Annotated in this window: 21 protein-coding genes; 11 read left to right on the top strand and 10 right to left on the bottom strand. The window is 72.8% G+C overall.

Annotated features, from left to right (window positions below):
* Nucleotides 1–75: 75 nt before the first annotated feature.
* The gene (gene serA, locus ASE15_RS05295) at nt 76–1,275 is read left to right on the top strand and encodes a phosphoglycerate dehydrogenase (protein ID WP_056648818.1); all 1,200 of its coding nucleotides are present in this window, start codon (nt 76–78) and stop codon (nt 1,273–1,275) included.
* A gap of 93 nt (nt 1,276–1,368) precedes the next feature.
* Here the strand turns inward: serA and ASE15_RS05300 are convergent, their stop codons facing one another.
* Entirely contained in the window at nt 1,369–1,560 is a 192-nt protein-coding gene (locus ASE15_RS05300) for a DUF5302 domain-containing protein (RefSeq protein ID WP_056648816.1), read from the bottom strand.
* Nucleotides 1,561–1,674: 114 nt separating this feature from the next.
* Between ASE15_RS05300 and ASE15_RS05305 the strand changes: the two genes are divergently transcribed.
* On the top strand, nt 1,675–2,751 hold the full coding sequence (locus tag ASE15_RS05305; protein WP_200955924.1) for an aldo/keto reductase: 1,077 nt from the start codon (nt 1,675–1,677) through the stop codon (nt 2,749–2,751).
* A gap of 105 nt (nt 2,752–2,856) precedes the next feature.
* Here ASE15_RS05305 and nrdR read toward each other — a convergent pair whose 3' ends face one another.
* Complete coding sequence (gene nrdR / locus ASE15_RS05310) at nt 2,857–3,399, bottom strand: transcriptional regulator NrdR (protein ID WP_056648812.1); 543 nt, start codon at nt 3,397–3,399, stop codon at nt 2,857–2,859.
* Between the two features lie 396 nt (nt 3,400–3,795).
* The gene (locus ASE15_RS05315; protein WP_056648810.1) at nt 3,796–4,167 is read right to left on the bottom strand and encodes a LysM peptidoglycan-binding domain-containing protein; all 372 of its coding nucleotides are present in this window, start codon (nt 4,165–4,167) and stop codon (nt 3,796–3,798) included.
* 298 nt (nt 4,168–4,465) lie between these two features.
* On the opposite strand from ASE15_RS05315, the gene lexA reads away from it, so the two are divergent.
* Entirely contained in the window at nt 4,466–5,215 is a 750-nt protein-coding gene (gene lexA, locus ASE15_RS05320; RefSeq protein ID WP_056648808.1) for a transcriptional repressor LexA, read from the top strand.
* Between the two features lie 131 nt (nt 5,216–5,346).
* Here lexA and ASE15_RS05325 read toward each other — a convergent pair whose 3' ends face one another.
* From ASE15_RS05325 to hflX, 3 genes are all read right to left on the bottom strand, one after another.
* Entirely contained in the window at nt 5,347–6,300 is a 954-nt protein-coding gene (locus tag ASE15_RS05325) for an L-lactate dehydrogenase (RefSeq protein ID WP_056648806.1), read from the bottom strand.
* Between the two features lie 79 nt (nt 6,301–6,379).
* A complete protein-coding gene (locus ASE15_RS05330) occupies nt 6,380–8,437 on the bottom strand; it encodes an ATP-dependent DNA helicase (RefSeq protein ID WP_056648804.1) in 2,058 nt (685 codons plus the stop codon).
* Between the two features lie 155 nt (nt 8,438–8,592).
* Nucleotides 8,593–10,125, bottom strand: a complete 1,533-nt coding sequence (gene hflX / locus ASE15_RS05335) for a GTPase HflX (protein WP_056648802.1) — start codon at nt 10,123–10,125, stop codon at nt 8,593–8,595.
* Nucleotides 10,126–10,350: 225 nt separating this feature from the next.
* On the opposite strand from hflX, the gene ASE15_RS05340 reads away from it, so the two are divergent.
* Nucleotides 10,351–11,013, top strand: a complete 663-nt coding sequence (locus ASE15_RS05340) for a class I SAM-dependent methyltransferase (RefSeq protein WP_056762011.1) — start codon at nt 10,351–10,353, stop codon at nt 11,011–11,013.
* Between the two features lie 100 nt (nt 11,014–11,113).
* On the opposite strand, the gene ASE15_RS05345 is transcribed toward ASE15_RS05340, so the two are convergent.
* Both ASE15_RS05345 and miaA read right to left on the bottom strand, forming a co-directional pair.
* Nucleotides 11,114–12,106 (bottom strand): diaminopimelate epimerase, encoded by a 993-nt coding sequence (locus tag ASE15_RS05345; protein WP_056648798.1) that lies wholly within the window; start codon nt 12,104–12,106, stop codon nt 11,114–11,116.
* The gene (gene miaA / locus ASE15_RS05350; protein ID WP_056762014.1) at nt 12,103–13,056 is read right to left on the bottom strand and encodes a tRNA (adenosine(37)-N6)-dimethylallyltransferase MiaA; all 954 of its coding nucleotides are present in this window, start codon (nt 13,054–13,056) and stop codon (nt 12,103–12,105) included. Before miaA ends, ASE15_RS05345 begins: the two co-directional genes overlap by 4 nt.
* Before the next feature lie 205 nt (nt 13,057–13,261).
* On the opposite strand from miaA, the gene ASE15_RS05355 reads away from it, so the two are divergent.
* From ASE15_RS05355 to ASE15_RS05365, 3 genes are read left to right on the top strand one after another with little or no spacing between them, the layout of a single operon-like run.
* Nucleotides 13,262–13,762 carry a YbjN domain-containing protein gene (locus ASE15_RS05355; RefSeq protein WP_056648794.1) on the top strand — a complete coding sequence of 167 codons (501 nt, stop codon included), beginning with the start codon at nt 13,262–13,264 and terminating at the stop codon, nt 13,760–13,762.
* The gene (locus tag ASE15_RS05360; protein WP_056648792.1) at nt 13,759–15,672 is read left to right on the top strand and encodes an HSP90 family protein; all 1,914 of its coding nucleotides are present in this window, start codon (nt 13,759–13,761) and stop codon (nt 15,670–15,672) included. The genes ASE15_RS05355 and ASE15_RS05360 overlap by 4 nt, the downstream gene beginning before the upstream one ends.
* On the top strand, nt 15,669–17,702 hold the full coding sequence (locus ASE15_RS05365; RefSeq protein WP_056648789.1) for a hypothetical protein: 2,034 nt from the start codon (nt 15,669–15,671) through the stop codon (nt 17,700–17,702). The genes ASE15_RS05360 and ASE15_RS05365 overlap by 4 nt, the downstream gene beginning before the upstream one ends.
* A gap of 25 nt (nt 17,703–17,727) precedes the next feature.
* Here ASE15_RS05365 and ASE15_RS05370 read toward each other — a convergent pair whose 3' ends face one another.
* Nucleotides 17,728–18,354, bottom strand: coding sequence for a hypothetical protein (locus ASE15_RS05370; protein ID WP_157257478.1), 627 nt, complete (start codon nt 18,352–18,354; stop codon nt 17,728–17,730).
* Between the two features lie 59 nt (nt 18,355–18,413).
* Between ASE15_RS05370 and ASE15_RS05375 the strand changes: the two genes are divergently transcribed.
* Nucleotides 18,414–19,094, top strand: a complete 681-nt coding sequence (locus ASE15_RS05375; protein WP_082608723.1) for a YbjN domain-containing protein — start codon at nt 18,414–18,416, stop codon at nt 19,092–19,094.
* Nucleotides 19,091–19,594 carry a YbjN domain-containing protein gene (locus ASE15_RS05380; protein ID WP_082608722.1) on the top strand — a complete coding sequence of 168 codons (504 nt, stop codon included), beginning with the start codon at nt 19,091–19,093 and terminating at the stop codon, nt 19,592–19,594. Before ASE15_RS05375 ends, ASE15_RS05380 begins: the two co-directional genes overlap by 4 nt.
* A gap of 82 nt (nt 19,595–19,676) precedes the next feature.
* Here the strand turns inward: ASE15_RS05380 and miaB are convergent, their stop codons facing one another.
* Nucleotides 19,677–21,353, bottom strand: a complete 1,677-nt coding sequence (gene miaB, locus ASE15_RS05385; protein ID WP_082618226.1) for a tRNA (N6-isopentenyl adenosine(37)-C2)-methylthiotransferase MiaB — start codon at nt 21,351–21,353, stop codon at nt 19,677–19,679.
* A 137-nt stretch (nt 21,354–21,490) separates the two neighbouring features.
* Here miaB and ASE15_RS05390 point away from each other — a divergent pair, with 137 nt between their 5' ends.
* Together ASE15_RS05390 and ASE15_RS05395 are read left to right on the top strand one after the other, a co-directional pair.
* Entirely contained in the window at nt 21,491–22,324 is an 834-nt protein-coding gene (locus ASE15_RS05390) for an amino acid ABC transporter ATP-binding protein (protein ID WP_082618227.1), read from the top strand.
* 217 nt (nt 22,325–22,541) lie between these two features.
* On the top strand, nt 22,542–23,405 hold the full coding sequence (locus ASE15_RS05395; RefSeq protein WP_056648785.1) for a glutamate ABC transporter substrate-binding protein: 864 nt from the start codon (nt 22,542–22,544) through the stop codon (nt 23,403–23,405).
* Nucleotides 23,406–23,500 lie beyond the last annotated feature (95 nt).

Raw genomic sequence — 23,500 nt, forward strand, 5'->3', positions numbered from 1 at the left:
TCCGGCCAGCCGTGCCGGGCGTCCGAAGGACAAGACTCGTTTGGTGCTCATGGCAACTCGGAGCACCATAGGGAGGTGCTACGCGCCCTCTTCCTCGAAAACCTGCACCCACTCGCCACCTCGATCTTCGAGTCCGCCGGCATCGACGTGACCGTGCGATCCGGGGCCATGGACGAGGCCGAGCTGATCGAGGCGCTCCAGGGCGTCAACATCCTCGGCATCCGGTCCAAGACCAACGTGACCGCCCGCGTCATCGAGTCCGCACCGGACCTCGTCGCGATCGGCGCGTTCTGCATCGGCACCAACCAGATCGACCTCAAGGCCGCCGCCTCGCACGGTGTCGCGACGTTCAACGCCCCGTTCTCGAACACCCGGTCGGTCGTGGAGATCGCCCTGGCCGAGATCATCGCGCTGACCCGACGCCTGACCGAGCGCGACCGCGCGCTCCACGACGGCATCTGGGACAAGTCGGCCGAGGGCGCGCACGAGGTCCGTGGCCGCACCCTGGGCATCATCGGCTACGGCAACATCGGGACCCAGCTCTCGGTCGTGGCCGAGGCGCTCGGCATGTCGGTCATCTTCTACGACACGGCCGAGAAGCTCGCGCTGGGCAACGCCCGTCGCATGGACACCCTCGACGAGCTCCTGGAGACCGCCGACGTCGTGACCCTGCACGTGGACGGGCGCGGCGGCAACGCCGGCCTGTTCGGCGAGAAGCAGCTCTCGCGCATGCGCCCGGGCTCGATCCTGCTCAACCTCTCGCGCGGCTTCGTCGTCGACACGGGGGCTCTGCGGGAGGCCATCCTGTCCGGGCACCTGTCCGGCGCGGCGATCGACGTCTTCCCCGAGGAGCCCAAGAAGCGCGGCGACCACTTCGAGTCGGACCTCCGTGGTCTGCCGAACGTGATCCTGACCCCGCACATCGGCGGGTCCACGGAGGAGGCGCAGGAGTCGATCGGCCAGTTCGTCGCCGGCAAGCTCCGTGACTACCTCGCCACGGGCTCGACCACGCTCAGCGTCAACATGCCCGGTCTGGCCCTCGAGCAGAGCACGGGCGTGAGCCGGATCGCGCACCTGCACCGCAACACCCCGGGCGTGCTGGCAGCCGTCAACGCCGTGCTCGCGGAGCACGGCACCAACATCGAGGGTCAGATGCTCGCGACCCGCGGTGAGCTCGGCTACGTGGTGACCGACGTCGGCTCGGAGCTCGAGCCGGCCGCGATCGAGGCGCTGCGCGCGATGGACGCGACCGTCAAGCTGCGGGTGCTGTCCTGACCCGCTAGCTCGAGCCGCTACGACGAAGGGACCGCACCCGTGGGTGCGGTCCCTTCGTCGTCACGGGCGGGCCGGGCAGTGCCCGGCAGCCGCTCAGCCGGACTTGCGGCGGAACGTGCGCTGCACAGGTCCGACGGTCTCCGAACCGTGCACGGTGCCCGTGTTCGAGCCCCCGTCCGCGGTGCGGTGGCTCGCGGCGTTCTTGCGGTCCAGCGCCTCGCGGAACTTCGCCTTCGCGTCCTCGCTGGGCGTGGTCGCTGGTGTCTCGTCCTTCGACGTCGTCATCGGCGGGCCTCCTTGCTCTCGGTGGAACGGGTACGCCTGGGGGCGCTCCCCTGCCCCCAGCCTGGCGTACGCCGATCGGTAACGCCAGCGAATACGACCGGGTACGGTCGAGACATGTCGCACAAAACACCGACGGGCACCGCCGACATGACGTACCGGCGCGCCGGGAGCTCCGGCCTGACCCTGCCTACCCTCTCCCTGGGTCTGTGGCAGAACTTCGGGGACTCCACGCCGTTCGCCGCTCAGCGCGAGCTCGTGCTGCACGCCTACGAGCGGGGTGTCGTCCACTTCGACCTCGCGAACAACTACGGCCCTCCTCCCGGGTCGGCCGAGGCCGGGTTCGGCCGCCTGCTCGCGACGGACCTGCGGGGACACCGTGACGAGCTCCTCCTCTCGACCAAGGCCGGCTACCGCATGGGCCCTGGCCCGTACGGCGAAGGCGGCTCGCGCAAGTACCTGCTGTCCTCGCTCGACGCCTCGCTGCGTCGACTGGGACTCGACCACGTGGACGTCTTCTACTCCCACCGGTTCGACCCCGCGACACCGCTGCGCGAGACGGTCGGCGCCCTCGCCACCGCCGTGGCCTCGGGACGCGCCCGGTACGCCGCGATCTCGTCCTACTCGGCCCGTCGCACCGCGCAGGCCCTCGAGATCGCCGCGGACCTGGGCCTGCCCCTGGTCCTGCACCAGCCGTCCTACTCGATCCTCAACCGCTGGATCGAGGAGCCAGGGCCCGACGGACGGACGCTGCTCGACGTCGCCGGCGACGCGGGAACCGGCCTCATCGTCTTCTCGCCCCTGGCCCAGGGCATGCTGACCGACCGCTACCTCGACGGCGTGCCGGAGGGGTCTCGCGCCGCGCGCGGAGTGTCGCTGCGCACCGAGCTCCTCTCGCCGGAGAACCTCGCCCGGGTCCGCACGCTGCGGGAGATCGCGTCGGGCCGCGGCGAGTCGCTGCCACGGATGGCGCTCGCCTGGACGCTCCGGGACCCGCGGGTGACCTCGGTCCTCGTGGGGGCGCGCACGACGGCCCAGCTCGACGAGAACCTGCGAGCGCTCGACGCCGTCCCGTTCTCCCCCGCGGAGCTCGCGGCGATCGACGCGGTGTCGCTCGAAACGGCCCCGGACGGCACGTCGCGCCCGCTCGACACCGGCATCAACATCTGGGCCGACCGGTCGAGCAGGCTCTGAGCACACTCCGTCCCGTCCCGGTCCGCGCCGACGGAGCACGGGACGCATCGTCCGCGCCGACCAAGCGCGGCACGCGTGGCGCGCGAGCACGGCGCCACGCCCGGCTCAGGCCAGGTGCGAGGCCTCCCCCGCGGGCGCGGGGTCCTGCTCGACGTCGATCCCCTCGGAGCCGTCGCGTCCGCGCACCGCATCCTCCCGAGCCTCGCGCTCGGCGCGCAGCGAGTTGATCGCGGTCTCGAAGTCCTCGAGCGAGTCGAAGGCCTGGTAGACGCTCGCGAAGCGCAGGTAGGCGACCTCGTCGAGCTCGCGCAGCGGGCCGAGGATGGCCAGGCCGATCTCGTAGGCGTCGAGCTCGGCGCTGCCGCCGGCCCGCAGCGACTCCTCGACGCGCTGGGCCAGCACCGCGAGGTCGTCCTCGTTGACCGGTCGCCCCTGGCAGGCCTTGCGCACGCCCGTCACGATCTTCTCCCGGCTGAACGGCTCGGTCACCCCCGAACGCTTGACCACGGACAGGCTCGCGGTCTCGATCGTGGTGAAGCGCCGGTTGCACGCGGGGCACTGGCGGCGACGGCGGATCGATGCCCCGTCGTCGGAGGTCCGTGAGTCGACGACCCGAGAGTCCGCGTGCCGGCAGAACGGACAGTGCATGGGAAAGGTCTCCTGTGCTGGTCGGCCTGGCTCCGGAGCGGCCGCTCCGGAGGTGCGCCCCGAACGTACGTCGCCCGCTCGGCGACATGCAAGGCGCCCCGCCCCGGGCATCGGTCACAAACGGAGAACGGAGGTGGCCGGCAACCGGCCACCTCCGTCGGGACGCCCCCGTCCCCATCTCACGTCCGCGACTCGCCTCGCAGACGTCGACGCAACTGCGGAGACGCGGCAGTGCGCGCCTCCTCCCCACCGACCGACCCCCCAGCCGGGTTGGTGAGGCAGTACTAACTTAGGGGAACCTAAGGGCAGTGCGCAACCCCTGTCTCACACGCAAACCTGCCGAGACGCGGCACCAGAGCCCCGGCGAGCGCTGGCCTGAACCGCCGGAGCAGCCCGTCACCCCTCGCCCACCGGGAGCAGCAGCTGCTGCCCGACCTCGAGACTGGCCGACGAGAGCCCGTTGAGGGCCATCAGCTCGTCGACGACGTCACGCACGTCCCGGTCGCCCCCGGCCAGCGCTGCGGCGTGCTGCCAGAGCGTCTCGCCGGCCTGGACCGCGTGCACCGTGACCTCGCGCGGCTCCCCCGGGCCCGAGGCGAAGGCCTTGCCGCCCCACAGCACGACGAGCGCCATGAGCCCGAGGACGAGCGCCGTCAGGACGACCCGACCGCGGAGCGTGAGACGGAGGGGACCCTCCGACGCCGGCATCGGCACGGACGCCTGACGCCTCGCCGTACGCCACTCGTCCATCGACACCACTGCGCTCATGTCCACTCCTTCGCCAGGGGTGCCCGAACCGCCTTCCCCGGTCGGTTCGAACACCTGTACGTCGAACATCTGTACGATTTCTATCACCGACTGCACGCGTTGTCGAGACATGCTCGAACATGTGTTTGATTCGTGTCGCGTGGTGACCTACCCTGGACCTGTACCGGTCGTCCGATATGTCGGGCCCCTTCGGGGCGCGCGCAGGCGGCCGGGAGCTCTACCAGGAGGAGGCGGCGCCGCTCTCGGCGCACCCTCCGCAGGACAAGGACCGGAACGGCCGAGCAGGGCGGAGACGACGATGGCGGGACGGGTGGCCGACACCACGGGCAGGCTCGCGAAGGTGCACGAGCTCCCCGACCCTGCGACGGGCGGGGACGGGCTCACTGCGCGTCAGCGCCTGGTCCTCGAGACGATCCGGTCGTCGGTCGAGCAGCGCGGCTACCCGCCGAGCATGCGCGAGATCGGCGAGGCCGTCGGCCTGACCAGCCCGTCGAGCGTCAAGCACCAGCTGACGACGCTCGAGCGCAAGGGCTACCTGCGCCGCGACCCGAATCGTCCTCGGGCCATCGAGGTCGTCCAGACCGACGACTCGCGCGGGATCAGGGCTCTGCCAGGCAGCGGCTTCCCGCGCGTGGAGGGCGTGGATCCCGCCGAGGAGTCCCCCGAGCGCCCCACCCCGTCGTACGTCCCCGTCGTGGGGCGCATCGCGGCCGGTGGCCCCATCCTCGCGGAGCAGGTCGTCGAGGACGTGTTCCCGCTGCCCCGCCAGCTCGTGGGCGACGGTGAGCTCTTCCTGCTGCGCGTGTCGGGAGACTCCATGATCGACGCAGCGATCTGCGACGGCGACTGGGTCGTCGTCCGTCGCCAGCCCGTCGCGGAGAACGGTGAGATCGTGGCCGCGATGATCGACGGCGAGGCGACCGTCAAGACCTTCAAGCGCATCGACGGGCACGTGTGGCTCATGCCGCACAACGAGGCGTACCGCCCGCTGTCCGGCGACGACGCGCAGGTCCTCGGCCGCGTCGTCTCGGTCCTGCGCAGCCTCTGACCTGCTCGCCTCTCGACGCCCCTGTTCCTGCACGACGAAGGGGACGGCCGCACCGGCCGTCCCCTTCGTCGTGCCCCGGGCACCGCCTGTCGGCGGTCCTCGGCCCCCTCGCGGGAGTCAGCTCTGGCGCGTCACAGCCCGAAGCTCTTCGCGACCGCGCGCACCGAGTCCGCGGACGAGCGCAGCCCGGCGAGCTCGATGTCGGACAGCGGGACCTCGATCCGCTCCCCGCACCCTCGCCGCTCCAGCAGCGACGGCACGGACAGGCACACGTCGCTGATCCCGTGGAAGTCGTCGAGGAGCGAGGAGACGGGCAGGACGCGGTGCTCGTCGTCGAGGATCGCCTCGATGATGCGGGTGGCGGCGAGCGCGACCGCATAGTTGGTCGCGCCCTTGCCCTCGATGATGCGGTAGGCCGACTGCACGACCTCGTGCGCGATGTCCTCACGCACCTCGGCGGTGAGCGGCCCACGGCCCGTGAGCCCCTGCCAGTCGAGCAGCGGCACGCCGCTGATGGTCGCCGAGCTCCAGAGCGGGATCTCGCTGTCGCCGTGCTCGCCCGCGATGTAGGCGTGGACGTTCTGCACCGCGACACCGCAGTGCTGCGCGACCAGGAAGCGCAGGCGGGAGGAGTCCAGGACAGTCCCGCTGCCGAAGAGCTGGTTGGACGGCAGCCCCGAGTACTTGAGCGCCGCGTACGTCACGACGTCGACCGGGTTGGTCACCATGATGTAGATCGCGTTGGGCGCGACCTCGACGAGCCCCGGCAGGATGTTGCGGACCAGGGAGATGGTCGCCCCCGCGAGGTCCAGGCGCGTCTGCCCGGGCTTCTGCTTGGCGCCCGCGGTGAAGACGACGACGTCGGCGTCGGCGCACACCGCGACGTCGTCGGAGCCCTCGACCTTGGCCATGGGCATGAACTGGATGCCGTGCTGGAGGTCGAGGACCTCGGCCTCCACCTTGGTCTTGTTGATGTCGAGGAGGCTCACGGTGTGAGCGGCCCCTCGCATGAGCGCCGCGTAGGCGAGGGTCGATCCGACGGAACCTGCGCCGACGATCGCGAGCTTGGTGGTACGGGCGGGCACTGTGCCTCCTGGACGTTGTGCGACGGACCTCGAGCCTCCGCCGGACGGAGACCGCGTCCACCGCGTGGACTGCCGGGTCTCAGCCTAGGGCGGAGAGGCGCTCGAGCGCAGAGAGGACGACACGTCGGTCGGTCGTGGTCCAGAAGTCCGGCATCGACTTGGTCAGGTAGGAACCGTAGCGAGCCGTCGCGAGGCGCGGGTCGAGGACGGCGACGACACCGCGGTCCGCGGTCGACCGGATGAGCCGCCCTGCACCCTGGGCGAGCAGCAGCGCCGCATGGTTGGCCGAGACCTGCATGAAGCCGTTGCCCCCCGCGGCCTCCACTGCGCGGGCGCGGGCCGACTTCACCGGGTCGTCGGGCCGGGGGAACGGGATCCGGTCGATGAGCACGAGCTGACAGCTGGGGCCCGGCACGTCCACGCCCTGCCACAACGAGAGCGTGCCGAACAGGCACGTCTGCGGGTCTGCGGCGAACTCCTTGACGAGCGTGGGCAGCTGGTCGTCGCCCTGGCACAGGACCGGGACGTCGAGCCGTTCGCGCATTGCCTCGGCGACCGCGAGCGCCGCGCGCCGCGACGAGAACAGGCCCAGCGTCCGCCCGCCCGCCGCGGTGATGAGGTCGGCGATCTCGTCGAGCTGCCCGTCGGTGGCCGCCTCGCGGCCGGGCTGGGGCAGGTGCTTGGCGATGTAGAGGATGCCCTGCTGGGGGTAGTCGAACGGGCTGCCGACGTCCAGGCCGCTCCAGGTGGCACCGTCGTCGTCGAGCCCGAGCGAGCGGGCAACGGGGTCGAACGTCCCCCCGAGCGCGAGCGTCGCCGACGTGAAGACGCCCGTGCGCTCGGTCAGGAGGTTGGTTCGGATGAGCCCGGCCACCGCGAGCGGCGCGGCGTGCAGCTTGCTCACGCCGTCCCCGCTCCAGCGGCCGTCCTCGCCGGCGCGCGAGCACCACAGGACGTCGTGCCCCGTGGGGTCCTGCGCCATGCGCTCGGCGATCTCGAAGACCTGGAGCATGGTGGCCTGGGCCATCTTCATCCCGGTGTCCGGCTGCGCCTGGGGCCCGCCCGAGGTGTCCGGCTTGAGCGCGCTGAGCACCGTGCGCGCCGCGTCGCGGACCGCCGCGACGGCCGAGCGCGCGTCGTCGGGCAGGCCGTCCGGGAAGCGCTCCGCGGGCAGCGCGGCGACCACGGTCCCGAACGCGCCGATCGCGAGGTCCAGGTCGGTCGTCTGCACTCCCCCGTGGCGACGTGCGAGCCGCGCGGCGTGCTCGATGATGGGCACCGAGAGGTCCGCGGTCGCAGCGGCCGTGACGCGGTCGCTCAGCTCGTGGGCCTCGTCGACGACGACCACCCCGTGCTCGGGCAGGACGCCGGGCGAGCCCGACGCGGCGATACCGAGCATCGCGTGGTTGGTCACCACGACGTCTGCCTCGCGCGCGCTCGTGCGGGCCTGGTCGGGGAAGCAGTCGTCGATGAGCGGGCACTTGGCCCCCAGGCACTCGAGGGCCGTGACCGAGACCTGCCGCCAGGCCTTGTCCGAGACACCGGGCACCAGGTCGTCGCGGTCCCCCGTCGTGGTCTCCTGGGCCCATTCGCGCAACCGCACGACCTGCTCGCCCAGCGCAGCGGCCCCCGAGGCCGCACCCGGGGCCGGGTGCTCCGCGACGCCCGCGCGCTCACCCCCCGTGGGCAGGTCGAACAGCGTGGGCTCGTCGGCCGGGTAGCCCCCCTCGATCTTGTGCTGGCACAGGTAGTTGTGCCAGCCCTTGAGGAGAGCGATGCGGGGCTCGCGCGGGAGCCTGTCCGCGACGGCCTGGGCGACGAGCGGGAGGTCGCGCGTGATGATCTGGCGCTGGAGCGCGAGGGTCGCGGTCGAGACGATGACCCGCTCGTCCTCGCACACCGCATGGCGCACCGCGGGCACGAGGTAGCCGAGCGACTTCCCGGTGCCGGTGCCCGCCTGGACCAGCAGGTGGTCCGGGCCGCCCGAGCCGTCGATCGCGGTCGCGACGCTCACGGCCATCTGGTGCTGGCCCGCGCGGCGTCCGCCGCCGAGGGCACCGACCGCGAGGTCGAGCAGCTCCTCGACGTCAGGGGTCGCAGAGCCCGTGGTCAGGGTGGTGGTGGTCTCCTCGGGCACCCCGGAAGTCTACGGTGACCCTCCGACACGACGGGCCCGCGGCCGGCGAGGGCCGGGCCGCACGAGGCTCCCGCGAGGCGCCCGGAAGAGCGCCAGACCGCGGCCCCCTGGCACGCGCTGGGGCCCGGCTCCTCTGAGCCCGGGCCCCTGCGCGCTCAGGCGCGGACGGCGACGGCGTGGAGCTCGAGCGCGAGCCCCTCGTCGACCCGGGCGAGCAGGCGCGTGCCCGTCTCGACGTGCTCCTCGAGGTCGATCTCGCCCGTGAGGTGCACGCGGTTGACCAGGTCGCCGCGGTGGTAGGGCACCACGAGGTCGACCGAGACGTCGGGCCGCGGCAGCTCGTCGGAGATGAGCTGGAGCAGGTCGTCGATCCCCTGCCCGGTGTGCGCCGAGACCACGATCGTGCGCCGTTCGCGGCCACGGATGCGCGCCACGACGTCGGGGTCGGCGATGTCGACCTTGTTGAGCACGACGACCTCGAGCACCTGGTCGATGCCCGGGATGTCCGCGAGGACGTGCCGGACCGCGGCGATCTGTCCCTCGGGGTCGGGGTGCGACGCGTCGACCACGTGCAGCAGCAGGTCGGCCTGGCCGACCTCCTCGAGCGTCGAGCGGAACGCCTCGACGAGCTGGTGCGGCAGCGCGCGGACGAACCCGACCGTGTCCGCGAGCGTGTAGACGCGCCCGTCCTCGGTCTGCGCGCGCCGCACCGTGGGGTCGAGCGTCGCGAACAGCGCGTTCTCGACGAGCACGCCGGCGCCGGTCAGCGCGTTGAGCAGGCTCGACTTGCCGGCGTTGGTGTACCCGGCGATCGCGACCGACGGGATGGCGTGGCGCTTGCGCGAGGACCGCTTGGTCTCGCGCGCGGGGGCCATCGCCGCGATCTCGCGCCGCAGCTTGGTCATGCGGTCGCGGATACGACGGCGGTCGAGCTCGATCTTGGTCTCACCGGGTCCGCGCGAGCCCATGCCGGCTCCCGCGCCACCGACCTGGCCACCGGCCTGGCGGGACATCGACTCGCCCCAGCCGCGCAGGCGCGGGAGCAGGTACTCGAGCTGGGCGAGCTCGACCTGCGCCTTGCCCTCCCGGGACTTGGCGTGCTGGGCGAAGATGTCGAGGATCAGCGCGGTCCGGTCGACGACCTTGACCTTGACGATGTCCTCGAGCGCACGCCGCTGCGAGGGGGCGAGCTCGCCGTCGATCACGACCGTGTCCGCTCCCGTGGCTGCGACGACCGCGGCCAGCTCGGCGGCCTTGCCCGAGCCCAGGTACGTCCCGGGGTCCGGCTTCTGGCGACGCTGGAGCACGCCGTCGAGCACCTGGGAGCCCGCCGTCTCGGCGAGCGCCGCGAGCTCGCGCAGCGAGACCTCGGCCTCGGCCGCCGCGGCGTCGCCGCTGCCCGTGTAGAGGCCCACAAGCACGACCTTCTCGAGGCGCAGCTGGCGGTACTCGACCTCGGTGACGTCCTCGAGCTCGGTCGAGAGGTTCGCGACCCGTCGCAGCGCGGTGCGCTCGGCGAGCTCGAGCTGCTCGCCGTCGTAGACGGAGTGCTGGGTGCCCCCCTCGGCGCGCGCGGTCCCCGCCCGAGCGAGCACCCGTGCCACGACGTCTCCGGCGATGTCGCGCTCGGGGCGCTCCACGGTCTCCGGTGAGGTCTCGGGGGTGGGGTTCGCAGGGGTCTGGGTCATGGGCCGCCTTTCAGCTGAGGGTCCGGGCCCCGGGTCCGTGTGACCTGGGCCGGTCGACGTCGTCCGGAAGACGTTCCGGTCGGCATGTCGTACAACAAGCGTGGCACGCCGGATCGTCCCGACGCGAACCTATTCGCCGCGAGCGCAGCCTCTCACGCCCTGCGCGGCGCGTGAACCGTCCACCCGGGACGGTCCCGGGCGGGTCTCCCGATAGGATCGACCCTCGTGACGACCACCCCTGACGCGACGCCCGAGCCCTCCCCGGACCACTACTTCACGGCGCAGCCCGCGTCCGCCGAGGAACGTCGGGAGCTCACGGTCCGGCTCGCGGGACGCGAGGTCACGGTCGAGGTCGCGTCGGGCATCTTCTCCCCGGGCCGCCTGGACCTGGGGACCCAGGTCCTCCTGCGGTCCGTCCCGGACCTCCCGCCCGCTGCGTCCGGGCCCGACGGCGCCGCGCACCTCCTCGACCTGGGCTGCGGCTGGGGCCCGGTCGCCCTGAGCATGGCGATCGAGTCGCCCGGCGCGACCGTGTGGGCGGTCGACGTCAACGAGCGGGCTCTCGACCTGGTGCGGCGCAACGCCGCCCGCCTGGGCCTGGAGAACGTGCGCGCGGTCCGCCCCGAGGACGTCCCCGAGGACGTCCGGTTCGCCGCGATCTGGTCCAACCCGCCCATCCGGGTCGGCAAGGAGGTGCTGCACGACATGCTGCTGCACTGGCTGCCGCGCCTCGAGCCCGGCACCGAGGCCTATCTCGTGGTGCAGCGCAACCTGGGCGCCGACTCCCTCATGGCGTGGCTGGACGAGCACCTCGACGACGACCTGTCGGTGAGCAAGCTCGCGAGCGCCAAGGGGTTCCGCGTCCTCGAGGTCACGCGCGCGGGCTGAGCTCGCAGTTCCGGCGCCGCCGTCCGCCCTGCCGACGGGTCCCGCGCCCGACGCGCGCCGAGCACGAGGGTGCGCTCCGCCGTCGGGCCCCTGGGTGCGGTCAGCGCCCGAACGCCGCCAGGTCGATCTCTCCCCCGAACACGATCTCCGCGGGACCGGCCAGCTCGACGCGACCGCCCTCGAGGGCCGTCACGCGCACCGTGCCGCCCGGCACGTCGACCAGCCACACGTCGGGAGACTGCGGGCCCCCCCATGCCCGGACCGCGAGCGCCGCGGCGCACGCGCCCGTGCCGCAGGACTCGGTCTCTCCCACGCCGCGCTCGTGCACGCGCATGCGCAGGCGCCCGACGACGGTCCCGTCGACCGAGACCTCCTCGCCGAGGGGCACGACGAGCTCGACGTTCGTACCGTGCGGGGGCAGCGGCGAGACCACGGGGACCTCGGACAGGTCGGCGGCCTCGAGCTCGGCCTCGTGCGGCAGCGCGAGCACCGTGTGCGGGTTGCCCAGGTCGACGCTCAGCGCGGGCCGGGCGACCTCCCAGCCCTTGACCGCGACCTCGGCGTCGAAGCCCTCGTCGAGGGCCGTGCGCCCGCCCGGCAGGAACCAGGGGCCCATGTCGACCGCGTACCACCCGCCGGCCTCCTTGCGCACGTACTTGACCCCGGCGCGCGTGCCCACGGCGAGCACCCGCGGAGCCGTGGAGGTCGCCGGGCCGTCGGAGGACCCCGCGTCGTCGGTCGCGGTGTGGGTGGGCGTGAGGTCCACGAGCCCCAGGCGCTCGGCGAAGGCCGCGAAGACGCGCACCCCGTTGCCGCACATCTCGGCGATCGAGCCGTCCGCGTTGCGGTAGTCCATGAACCAGATCGCCTCGGGGTCCTCGGCGAGGACCGCCGCGGACTCCGGCACGTAGGCCGTGGGGACCAGCCGGATCACCCCGTCACCGCCGATGCCCGCGCGGCGGTCCGTGAGCGCCCGGACCTGCTCGGCGTCGAGGTCTCGGCTCCCCTCGAGGTCCGCGAGCAGGACGAAGTCGTTGCGGGTCCCGTGGCCCTTGGCGAAGCGGGTCGTCGGACGGGGCGGCGGCAGGCTCATGAGCCCAGACTACGGCGCGTCGGACGCTCGTCCGTGCGCGTGTCCAGGGTGCCGTCGTCGCCCGCGCGGACGATCTCCAGGGCGTCGGCCAGGAGCGTGGGCGACTGCGCGTCGAGCCAGTGCACGCGCGGGTCACGACCGAACCAGCCCATCTGCTTGCGGGCCAGCCGGCGCGTGTTCGCGGTGATCTGCTCGCGGGCCCCGTCGGCCGTGATCTCCCCGCGCAGGTGGGCCAGGACCTCGGCGTAGCCGACCGCGCGCTCGGCGGTGCGGCCCAGGTGCGGCGCGAGCGCACGGACCTCGTCGAGCAGTCCCTGCTCCCACATGCGCTCGACCCGACCGGCCACGCGGGCGTCGAGCGTCTCGCGGTCGCAGTCGAGACCGATCTGGACCGCGGGGCGCACGTACTCCTGGCGCGGGAGGTTCGCGGTGAACGGTTCGCCCGTGATCTCGATGACCTCGAGTGCCCGCACGATGCGACGGGTGTTGGCGGGGCCGATCGACGTCGCGGCGCCGGGGTCGAGCCGCGCGAGCTCGGCGTGCAGCGCCCGTGCTCCCTCGCGCTCGGCGCGCGCCTCGAGGCGCGCGCGGACGTCCGGGTCGGTGCCCGGGAAGTTCATCTCGTCGAGCAGTGCCCGCACGTACAGGCCCGAGCCGCCGACGACGACCGCGCGAGCGCCCCGGGCGTCGATCGCGTCGAGGTCCGCGCGGGCCGAGGCCTGGTAGTCGGCGACCGAGGCGTCCTCGCGGGGGTCCAGCACGTCGAGCTGGTGGTGGACGATCCCGCGACGCTCGGCGCCCGGGACCTTCGCGGTCCCCACGTCCATGCCGCGGTAGAGCTGGTAGGCGTCGGCGTTGACGACCTCGGCAGGGGTGAGGGCCTGGGCGAGGTCGAGGGCGAGGTCCGACTTCCCGGTCGCGGTGGGGCCGACGACGGCGACGATGAGCATCCGAGAACCGTACCCGGCGGGCGAGCCCCGGTGCCCCGCCCCGGCTCGGGGCAGGGCTCCGCGCAGGCGGGCTGCCCCTTGTGTCGCCCCTGTCCCTGTGTGGGTGGACCTGCGTAGGCTCCTCGGGTGGCCACCGGCAGACCGGTACGTCACGCTCCGCCCCGCGCTGCCCTGCGCGCCCCACGAGACGACGAGGAATCGAGACATGAGCTTCTTCTCCAAGCCGGACGAGACCCTTCCGCCCGCGAACGCACCGCTCTCGCGGGACCGCATCGAGGCGATCCTCACGAGCAAGGGCTGGAACTACGGCATCGACGACGACGGCGACCTGGGCGGCAGCTGGGACGGCAACGTCTTCTACTTCTTCGTGATGGGGACCAAGGACGAGATCCTGCAGGTCCGCGGCCGGTGGAGCCGCACCCTCTCGGCCGCCGACCAGGCGCAGGTGGCGCTGCTCGCCAACGAGGTCAACCAGAGCAAGATCTGGCCCAAGGTCTACTCGCGCGTCGAGGGGGACCAGCTCGGCGTCTACGCCGAGGTCTCGACGGACCTCGAGTTCGGTGTCGCGGACGACCAGCTCGGGCAGCTCGTCGAGTGCGGTCTGTTCTCCGGCCTCCAGTTCTTCGAGCAGCTCGACGAGCGCTTCCCTGCCCCGGACGCCGGGCCCGCGGACGCGAACGTCTACGTCGAGGACCGCCCGCTTTGACGAGCACGTTCCAGGTCGACCTGCACGGGGTCGTCGACCTCCTGGCACGTCACCTGTACTCGAGCCCCCGCGTCTACCTCCGCGAGCTCCTGCAGAACGGCGTGGACGCCATCACCGCGCGGCGCGGGCTCGCGGGCGAGGACGCGCCCGCGACGATCCGGCTCCGGCCGCTGCCCGACGGCGGGCTCGAGGTCGCCGACTCCGGGGTGGGGCTGACGCTCGCCGAGGCCGGTGAGCTGCTGGCCACGATCGGTCGCAGCTCCAAGCGCGACGTCGAGCTCGGCACGGGCCGCGAGGAGTTCCTGGGCCAGTTCGGGATCGGACTCCTGTCCGCGTTCATGGTCGCCGACGAGATCGAGCTCACGTCGCGCTCGGCGCGCTCCCTGCCCGACGGCGAGGCTCCGGCCCCGGTGCGCTGGCGCGGGTTCGCGGACGGCAGCTACGAGCTGACCGAGGTCGCGGCGGACGACCCCACGGTCCCTGCCGAGCCCGGGAGCATCGTCCGCCTGCGCCCGCGCCGCGACATGGAGCACTGGCTCGCCCCGGCGACCGTCACGGCCCTCGCCCAGGACTTCGGGTCGCTGCTGCCCGTGGACCTCCAGGTCGAGGTGCGCCTCGACCTGGACGACGGCACGCCGGGCCTGCGGGGCCCGTCAGCCGTCGACGGGGACACGCGCACGGTCTGGCGGCGCCTGACCGGCCACGAGCTGCCCTGGCAGGAGCGGCACGCCACCCCTGCCGAGCGCGACGCGGCCCTCACGCGCTACGCCGAGCAGACGCTCGGGTTCACCCCCCTCGCCCGGATCGACCTCGACATCCCCGTCGCGGGCCTGAGCGGGGTCGCGTACGTCCTGCCCGCCGCGGTGTCACCGACGACCCCCTCGAGCCATCGCGTGTATCTCAAGCGCATGCTCCTGGGCACCAAGGTCGACGACCTGCTGCCGCCCTGGGCGTTCTTCGTGCGCTGCGTGCTCGACGCCTCGGCGCTGCGCCCCACCGCGTCGCGCGAGGGGCTCTACGAGGACGAGGTCCTGCTCGCGACGCGAGAGGCCCTCGGAGCCCAGGTCCGGGCGTGGGCGCTGGCCACGCTCGCCGAGGACTCCCCCGCGGGCCGCGCGTTCCTGCGGGTGCACCACCTCGCGGTCCGCGCCCTCGCGCTCCAGGACGACGACATGCTGGACCTCGCGGCCCGGGTGCTCCCGTTCGAGACGACCGAGGGCACGGGCACGCTCACGGACCTGCAGGCGGCGCTCCCCGAGGGCGCGCGCCTGCTGTGGACCCCCAGCGTCGAGGAGTTCCGGCGGGTCGCGCCGGTCGCCGCGGCCCAGGGGCTCGGGCTCGTCAACGGCGGGTACGTCTACGACGCAGACCTGCTCGAGCGCATCTCGACCCGCTTCCCCCGGTGGCGGCTGTCACCCGTGACCTCGAGCGACGTGTCCCAGGCGCTGCTGGAGGTCGACCCGCTGCGCGAGCTCGAGATCGCCGGCACGGTGCAGGCGATCGACGCCGCGCTCGCGCCCCAGGACTGCGAGGTGATCGTCCGGGCCTACGAGCCCTCGGTGCTGCCCGCGATGCTCCTGCACGACCGCGACGGCGACCACGAGCGCGAGGCCCGGGCGACGGTCGAGGCCGCCGACGACCTCTGGGGCCAGGTGCTCGCCGAGCTCTCGGGCCCTGCGCGCTCGCGCCAGCTCGTGCTCAACGACACCAACGACACGGTCCGTTCCCTCCTCGCGACCACGGACCCGCAGGTCCGTGAGGCGGGTGCCCAGTCGCTCTACGTCACGGCCCTGCTCCTGTCCGGACGACCCCTGCGGTCCTCCGAGGCGACCCTCATGAACGGTTCGCTCGCGGTCCTGCTCGACCGCGCGCTGCGCCCCGGCACCACCCCCCTGGAGGAGAACCGATGACCCGCTCGGTCCACGAGGCCAACGCAGCCCTGTCCCGCATCCGCGACCTGCCCTACGGGATCGCCCGGAGCACCGCGGCGGCCGGCGAGCTCGACGAGATCACGGCGAACGGCCCGGTCGAGGCTCGCGCCTACGCGCTGTTCGTCCTCGTCGAGTCCTACGTGTGGGGCAACGAGGTCACCAAGGCCTACCTGCCGTTCACCCAGCTCCTGCGGTGGTGGGACGAGCACCCCGAGCACTTCGACGAGCAGGATGCGCACTCGCTCTTCTGGTCGTTCAAGTGGATGGTCGGCAACCTCATGGACTTCCCGGCCGTCCCGGCCGCGCAGATCGACCGCACGCTCGACGACATGGAGCGCCGGTACGCGGTCGCGGGCAACGGCATGAACGCCGTGACCATGTCCCGCTTCCAGTGGGAGCGTTCGCGCGGGACGCAGGCCGTCGCGGCCGCGTACGAGGCGTGGGTCGCCACGCCGCGCGACGACTTCTCCCAGTGCGAGGCCTGCGAGCCCGGAGACCGTGCCGCCTATCTGTTCGACGTCGGTCGCACCGACGAGGGGGTCCGCCTCCTCGAGACCGTGCTGGCCGGGTCGCCCGAGTGCGCCACCGAGCCGGGCGACATGCTCTCCCACCTCCAGCTCGCCTACCTCGAGCAGGGACGAGCGGACAAGGCCGCGACCACCCACCGCCGAGGTCTGCGGCACCTCGACAACGGCGTGGCGATGACCGGCCCCCAGGGACGGCACATCGAGTTCCTGGCGCGGACGGGCAACGCCGAGCGGGCGATCGGTCGCCTCGTGGAGCAGCAGGACAACCTGCTGTCCGCCGACTCCCCGCGGGACCGGTGGTCGTTCCTGCTCAGCGTCGGGACCGCGACCGCGCTGCTGGTGCGCGAGCACGGGGACCGGAGCCTCGCGCTGCGCGAGGTCCCGGCATCGACGGTCGCGGGGCTCGACGCCTGGATCCGTTCGCAGGCGCTCGAGCTCGCGGCGGCCTTCGACGCGCGCAACGGCACGGACACCGCGACGCGGCGGACCGAGGCGGTGTGGGCGAGCACCCCGACCGTCCTGCCCGTGAGCCTGAGCGTGCTGACTGCTCCTTCGGGCGCGGCATCACCGGCCCCCGGGACGGGCCGTGCGGTGCCCGACGACGCCGCGCCCGTGGGCGTCGGGGAGCCCGGGCCGGGCGGCGCACCGACCGCGAGCACTGCCTCGGCCGCTACGGCGCGCACGGGCGGAGGCGCCACGGGCCCCGAGCTCGTCGCCCGCGCGAGCGAGGCAGCAGCGACGGACCCGGCGTCCGCGGCGCTGCTGTACCAGCAGGCAGCGGCGACGTTCGAGGCCCAGGGGCTGCTGGCCGACGCCGGCTTCGCCCTGGCGGAGGCCGCGCAGATCGCCGCTCTCGAGCAGGACCTCGACGGGGCGCTGACCGCGTTCCCGCGCGCCGTGGCCCTGCTGCGCGCGGGCGGGGTCGGGCCGGAGTTCAGGGGCCAGGTCGCGCGGGCCTTCGCCCGGTCGTCGGCCCGCGCGGGAGACCCGCTCGCGGGTCTGGTCGCGGTCGAGAAGGAGCTCGGGGACCTGGGCGGCCCCTTCGGCGCCGCGGCCGGAGGTGCGGGTGCGGCCGGCCACGAGCCCGGTGGCCTCGACGGAACGGGCGACGAGCCGTCGTCTCGCGCGGACGCCAGGTCCCGCGAGCGCCGTGAGCTCTCGGACACACGGGCCCGGCTGCTCGCCTCGACGGGCGAGCACGAGCAGGCGTCGGCAGCAGCCGAGGCCGTCGCCGAGGAGTACGCCCGGGCCGGTGACCTCCCGGGGGCCGCGCACGCGTTCTGGCTCGCCGGGACCACGCGCGCGGAGGCGGGCGACCCGGAGGGCGCCGTCGACGTGCTCGAGTCGGCGGTCGACGGGTTCCGGCTCGCGCGCGACCAGCGGTCGCGGGCGAGCGTGGGCAACGAGCTCGTCGCGATCCTGCACCGACTGGGCCGCGAGGACGCCGCCGCGCAGGTCGCGGCGACGCTGAGCGAGCGCTAGCAAGCGCTCCCGGCCGGTCGGCGACTCACCGACCGGCCGGGGCGCCGACGAACCTCACGACCTCGTACGTGCGGTGCTCGTACTCCCCCACCGACCGCTCGACGACCTCCTCGAACGCGTCGCCCAGGGCGCCGAGCACCTCGCGCTCGACCTCTCGGGCCACGCCGTGCGAGTCCGCCGCCGGGCCGCCCGCGCGAGCGGCGGCGTCGGGCGAGGTGCTCGTCACCACCACGAGGCCCGCACCGGGCTCCTGCGCAAGCGCACGCACCAGGCGGCCGGCCTCGCCCGCAGGTCGGCCGGCCTCGAGCTCGACGACCTCGACCGGTCCGTCCCACCCGGCGGCCGCGAGCGCCAGCAGCCCGACCGACCCGGCGAGCCCGGCGGCGGGCAGCCCCTGCGTACCCGGGGCGGGCGCCCACCCCCACCAGCGCGGCTCGACGCCGACCGCCTCGAGCGCCGGACGCAGGACGCCGTGACGGCCCGCCGTCCCGCGGGCCGCGACGACCACCACGACCACCCGGTCCACGTGCGCTGCGAGGTCCTGGAGCGCACCGAGCACGTGGGCACGCGTGTCCGCGAGCACCACGGCGCTCCCGGCGACACCGGGGACGAGGAGGGGGGTTCCAGGCAGGGCGACGGCACGGACGATCACGCGCGCCACGCTACCCCGCGGGCAGGACGATCCGCGCCGGGCGCAGGTAGGGTGGGCCCATGAGGTTCTTCGGCGGCAGACGGGGACACCATTCCGGGCGAGGGGACCGTCCCGAGCCGGGCGACCGGTCGGGACAGGGCGGCGCGGACGGACAGGGCGGCGACAGCGGCCCGGACGAGGGCGCCCCCGCAGGACCTGACGGCACGGCCGCACCGTCGCTCGACGACGCGGCGCTCCACGCCTCGGTCGAGAGCCTCCTGCTCCGTGAGCTCGGCGGGACCATGATCGCCGACATCGACCACGACCAGATCCCCACCCCCCTGCGACGCGGGCGCGTGCTCGAGTGGATCGCCGACTCCGGGTACAGCTACTTCATCGACGCCGAGGACGACGTCGGCGGGCTGTGGCACGGGCGGCTCTTCTACTTCCTGCTCTTCGGCACGCACCAGGAGATCCTGCAGGTGCGCGGCCAGTGGAACAGGGACATCACGATCGAGCGCCTCGAGGAGATCCTCGAGTTCTGCAACGAGTGGAACGCCGACCGCATCTGGCCCAAGGCCTACACGCGCGTGCGCGACAACGGCATGGTCCACGTCTTCACCGAGGTCACGGTGGACCTGGAGCACGGCGTCAACGACGACCAGCTCGACCAGCTGCTCCAGTGCGGCCTGTCGACCGGGTCCATGTTCTTCGACGCGCTCGACGAGTTCTACCCGGACCCTGCGAGGTCGGCACCATGAGCCCCACCCCCCGCACCAGCTGGCTCGCTCGCCTGTTCGGCAACCACCGGCCCAAGCCCGTGGACGACGTGCCGATCGACGTCGAGCTCCCCACCCCCCTGTCGACACGACGCATCGGCGACTACCTCTCGCGGCGCGGCTACCACTTCCGCATCGACGACGACGGCGACGTCACCGGGACCTGGGACGGCAACCGGTTCTGGTTCCTGCTGCTCGGCGAGCACCAGGAGATCCTCCAGGTCCGCGGTCGCTGGTCCACGACCCTGCCTGTCACCTCACGCCTCGCCGTGCTCCAGGCAGTCAACGACTGGAACCGCGAACGCATCTGGCCCAAGGTCTACGTCCGCGAGGAGAGCCAGGGGCTGGCGCTGTACGCCGAGGTCTCGGTCGACCTCGAACGAGGAGCGACCGACGACCAGCTCGGTCAGGTCGTCTCGTGCGGGCTCGGGACCGCGGTCCAGCTGTTCAACACGATCGGCGGTCAGCTCCCGCCGGTCTGAGACGGCGCCTGTGCGGGGCACGGGCGGCCCGAGGCATTGCCTCGGTGTGCGGGCCCGTCCGACGACGACCCCGCACGCCTGCTCAGGGACGACGCAGGCTCGGCAGTCCCAGGCTGACCGGGCCACCGGCGGCAGGCGCCCCGTGCGAGTGCCCGTGGTCGTCGTCGCCGCCCCCCAGCCGCGTCTTCTCGCGCGCGACCCAGGCGTCGCCCGAGCGCGTGCGGCGCACCGAGTACGTGCCGGTACCACCGATGCCCGTGGCCCCGGCGACGGCCGAGTCGGCGACCAGGTGGTACGGAGCCGACCGGGTGACCTCGACGGTCACCATGTCCCCGGGTCGGGGCAGGCGCGGGTCCAGGTCGTCGGCCAGGCGCGGGTCGTCGGCCAGGACGTCGCCGTCCGAACGACCGGCCATGAGGGTCACGACGTCGTCGGGCACGGCCAGGTGCACCAGACGGTTGTCCGCCGCACGGCCGGTCAGGCGGTGCGTCGCGCCGTCCTTGCGGCCCGACCCCTCGGTCACGAGCACCTCGACCGTGCGCCCGACCTGGCGTGCGGACTCCTCGGCGCTGACCCGGTCCTGGAGCGCCTGGAGCCGTTCGTAGCGCTCCTGGACGACCTCCTTGGGCAGCTGGTCCGGCAACGTCGCGGCCGGGGTCCCCGGTCGCTGGGAGTACTGGAACGTGAAGGCCGACGAGAACCGGGAGGCTTCGACGACGCGCAGCGTCTCGGCGAAGTCCTCCTCGGTCTCGCCCGGGAAGCCCACGATGAGGTCGGTCGTGATCGACGCGTCGGGCATGGCCTCGCGCACGCGGTCGAGGATCCCCAGGAACTTCTCCGACCGGTAGGAGCGGCGCATGGCCCGCAGGATACGGTCCGACCCGGCCTGGAGGGGCATGTGCAGCTGCGGCATGACGTTGGGGGTCTCGGCCATCGCCGCGATCACGTCGTCCGTGAAGGCCGCGGGGTGGGGGGACGTGAAGCGCACGCGCTCGAGGCCCTCGATCTCCCCGCACGCACGCAGCAGCTTGGCGAACGCCCCACGGTCGCCGAACTCGACGCCGTAGCTGTTGACGTTCTGGCCCAGCAGGGTCACCTCGATCGCGCCCTGGTCGACGAGCGCCTGGACCTCGGCCAGGACCTGCCCCGGGCGCCGGTCGCGCTCCTTGCCGCGCAGGTGCGGCACGATGCAGAACGTGCACGTGTTGTTGCACCCGACGCTGATCGACACCCAGCCGGCGTAGACCGACTCTCGCTTGGTGGGCAGCGTCGAGGGGAAGACCTGGAGGGACTCGGCGATCTCGACCTGCGCGGCCTCGTTGTGCCGGGCACGCTCGAGCAGGACGGGCAGGGCGTCGAGGTTGTGCGTGCCGAACACGACGTCGACCCAGGGGGCCTTCTCGACGATGCCGGACCGGTCCTTCTGCGCGAGGCAGCCCCCGACCGCGATCTGCATGCCGGGCCGCTTGGCCTTGATCGACGCGAGCTGCCCGAGGTTCCCGTACAGGCGCGTGGCCGCGTTCTCCCGGACCGCGCACGTGTTGATGACGACGACGTCCGCGCGGTGCGCGGCCTCGTCGGCGGCCTCCGCGCGGGTGTAGCCGGCCTGCTCGAGCATGCCGGCCATGTGCTCGGAGTCGTGCACGTTCATCTGGCAACCCAGGGTGCGGACCATGTAGGTCCGAGGCGCGGCCGCCACGGGCGCGTCGGAGGGACCCGCTACGGGGCTGTCATCGGGGCGCAGGGCGGTGGAGAACATCACCGTCAAGGGTACGGCGCCGCGAGCGCCCGGCCGAAACGCTGGTTCTCCGGCCGCCGGGCATCTGTTGCCCTTCTGTTGCCGAACTGTTGCCGGAAACAGTGGCGTGCGCAACAAATCCCCCCTAGGTTCATGAAATGGACGCGCAACCGAACACCCCGAGCGACGCTGCCGACGCGTCGCCCACCACACCCCTGTCCGCGCCCGCTGGGGCGTCCCGTGACGACGAGCTCGGCGCACCGCTCGTCGAGCTCCGCGGGGTGAACAAGCACTTCGGCGACCTCCACGTCCTCAAGGACGTGGACCTCACGGTGCGACGCGGAGAGGTGCTCGTCGTGATCGGCCCCTCGGGCTCGGGGAAGTCGACGCTGTGCCGGGCCATCAACCGGCTCGAGACGATCGACACGGGCACCATCGTGATCGACGGCGAGCCTCTCCCCGAGGAGGGCAAGGCGCTCGCCCGGCTCCGGTCGGACGTCGGGATGGTCTTCCAGTCGTTCAACCTCTTCGCCCACAAGACGATCCTCGACAACGTGACGCTCGGTCCGCTCAAGGTCCGTCGCATGAAGTCCGCGGACGCCAAGAAGGAGGCGCTGGCCCTGCTGGACCGCGTCGGGATCGGGAACCAGGCCGACAAGATGCCGGCCCAGCTCTCGGGCGGGCAGCAGCAGCGCGTGGCGATCGCCCGGGCGCTGGCCATGCACCCCAAGGTCATGCTCTTCGACGAGCCCACCTCGGCGCTGGACCCCGAGATGATCAACGAGGTCCTCGACGTCATGGTCGCGCTGGCCAAGGAGGGCATGACCATGATCGTCGTGACCCACGAGATGGGCTTCGCGCGCAAGGCGGCGCACCGTGTCGTCTTCATGGCGGACGGGCAGATCGTCGAGGAGGCACCGCCCGAGGAGTTCTTCACGAACCCCCAGAGCCATCGCGCCCAGGACTTCCTGTCCAAGATCCTGACCCACTGACCGCACCGCAGCGACAGCACCAGCACCAGCACCGACCCACCGCCCCCGACCAGCACCTCCCCACGCAGCACAGCACGCCCCACGGATCCCGGCCTCGACGAAGAGTCCGGCGACCACCTGCAAGAACCGACAGCTCGACCGGCCACGAACCAGCCGGACGGAGCGGGTGACCACCAGGTCCCCCGTGACGGCTCGGCACGACGAAGGGGAAGACACCATGCGAGCACGTACCCGAACCGGAGGGCTCCTCGCCCTCACCGCGGCCACCGCCCTGATCCTCGGCGCCTGCAGCGGCGGCACCGACGACTCGGGCGGCGAGACCGACGCCGCGACGTCCGACGGCGGCGGCGAGAAGATCACCATCGGCATCAAGTTCGACCAGCCGGGTCTCGGCTTCAAGGAGGGCGACACGTACACGGGGTTCGACACGGACGTCGCCCGCTACGTCGCCGAGAAGCTGGGCTACTCGGAGGACCAGATCGAGTGGAAGGAAGCTCCGTCGGCCCAGCGCGAGACGCTGCTGAGCACCGACCAGGTCGACATGATCTTCGCGACCTACTCGATCACCGACAAGCGCAAGGAGACCGTCGCGTTCGCCGGTCCGTACTTCGTCGCCGGGCAGGACCTGCTCGTCGCCGAGGACAACACCGACATCAAGGGCCCCGAGGACCTCGAGGGCAAGAACCTCTGCTCGGTCACCGGGTCCACCTCGGCGCAGCGCATCAAGGACGAGTACGCGGCCGGGGTCCAGCTCCTCGAGCAGCCCGGCTACGCCGAGTGCGTCACGGCACTGCTCTCGGGTCAGGTCGACGCGGTCACCACCGACGACATCATCCTGGCCGGCCTCGCGGCGCAGCCCGCGAACAAGGGCAAGGTCAAGGTCGTCGGGGCGCCGTTCTCGACCGAGCGCTACGGCGTCGGGATCCCGCAGAGCAGCGACAAGTGCGAGGACATCAACGCCGCGATCACCGAGATGATCGAGGACGGGTCGTGGGAGGAGGCCATCACGACCAACACCGAGGGCACCGGGTACACCCCGAACGCCTCGGAGAACCCGCCGACGCCGGACGCCTGCGCCTGACAGGTCCGCTGCTGCGCCGGGTGAGCGCGTGCCCCCTGGGGCCGCGTTCGCCCGGCGCAGCACCCGTCCGGTCCGGTCTCGTGCGGCGTCCGCGC

The organism is Oerskovia sp. Root22 (assembly GCF_001429135.1).
GTDB lineage: Bacteria > Actinomycetota > Actinomycetes > Actinomycetales > Cellulomonadaceae > Oerskovia > Oerskovia enterophila.

Bases quoted from the DNA above. Each gene is read 5' to 3' on its own strand.
- ASE15_RS05300 (WP_056648816.1), bottom strand. From the start codon at position 1,560: ATGACGACGTCGAAGGACGAGACACCAGCGACCACGCCCAGCGAGGAC.
- ASE15_RS05305 (WP_200955924.1), top strand. From the start codon at position 1,675: ATGTCGCACAAAACACCGACGGGCACCGCCGACATGACGTACCGGCGC.
- nrdR (WP_056648812.1), bottom strand. From the start codon at position 3,399: ATGCACTGTCCGTTCTGCCGGCACGCGGACTCTCGGGTCGTCGACTCA.
- ASE15_RS05315 (WP_056648810.1), bottom strand. From the start codon at position 4,167: ATGAGCGCAGTGGTGTCGATGGACGAGTGGCGTACGGCGAGGCGTCAG.
- lexA (WP_056648808.1), top strand. From the start codon at position 4,466: ATGGCGGGACGGGTGGCCGACACCACGGGCAGGCTCGCGAAGGTGCAC.
- hflX (WP_056648802.1), bottom strand. From the start codon at position 10,125: ATGACCCAGACCCCTGCGAACCCCACCCCCGAGACCTCACCGGAGACC.
- ASE15_RS05345 (WP_056648798.1), bottom strand. From the start codon at position 12,106: ATGAGCCTGCCGCCGCCCCGTCCGACGACCCGCTTCGCCAAGGGCCAC.
- miaA (WP_056762014.1), bottom strand. From the start codon at position 13,056: ATGCTCATCGTCGCCGTCGTCGGCCCCACCGCGACCGGGAAGTCGGAC.
- ASE15_RS05355 (WP_056648794.1), top strand. From the start codon at position 13,262: ATGAGCTTCTTCTCCAAGCCGGACGAGACCCTTCCGCCCGCGAACGCA.
- ASE15_RS05365 (WP_056648789.1), top strand. From the start codon at position 15,669: ATGACCCGCTCGGTCCACGAGGCCAACGCAGCCCTGTCCCGCATCCGC.
- ASE15_RS05375 (WP_082608723.1), top strand. From the start codon at position 18,414: ATGAGGTTCTTCGGCGGCAGACGGGGACACCATTCCGGGCGAGGGGAC.
- ASE15_RS05380 (WP_082608722.1), top strand. From the start codon at position 19,091: ATGAGCCCCACCCCCCGCACCAGCTGGCTCGCTCGCCTGTTCGGCAAC.
- miaB (WP_082618226.1), bottom strand. From the start codon at position 21,353: ATGTTCTCCACCGCCCTGCGCCCCGATGACAGCCCCGTAGCGGGTCCC.
- ASE15_RS05390 (WP_082618227.1), top strand. From the start codon at position 21,491: ATGGACGCGCAACCGAACACCCCGAGCGACGCTGCCGACGCGTCGCCC.
- ASE15_RS05395 (WP_056648785.1), top strand. From the start codon at position 22,542: ATGCGAGCACGTACCCGAACCGGAGGGCTCCTCGCCCTCACCGCGGCC.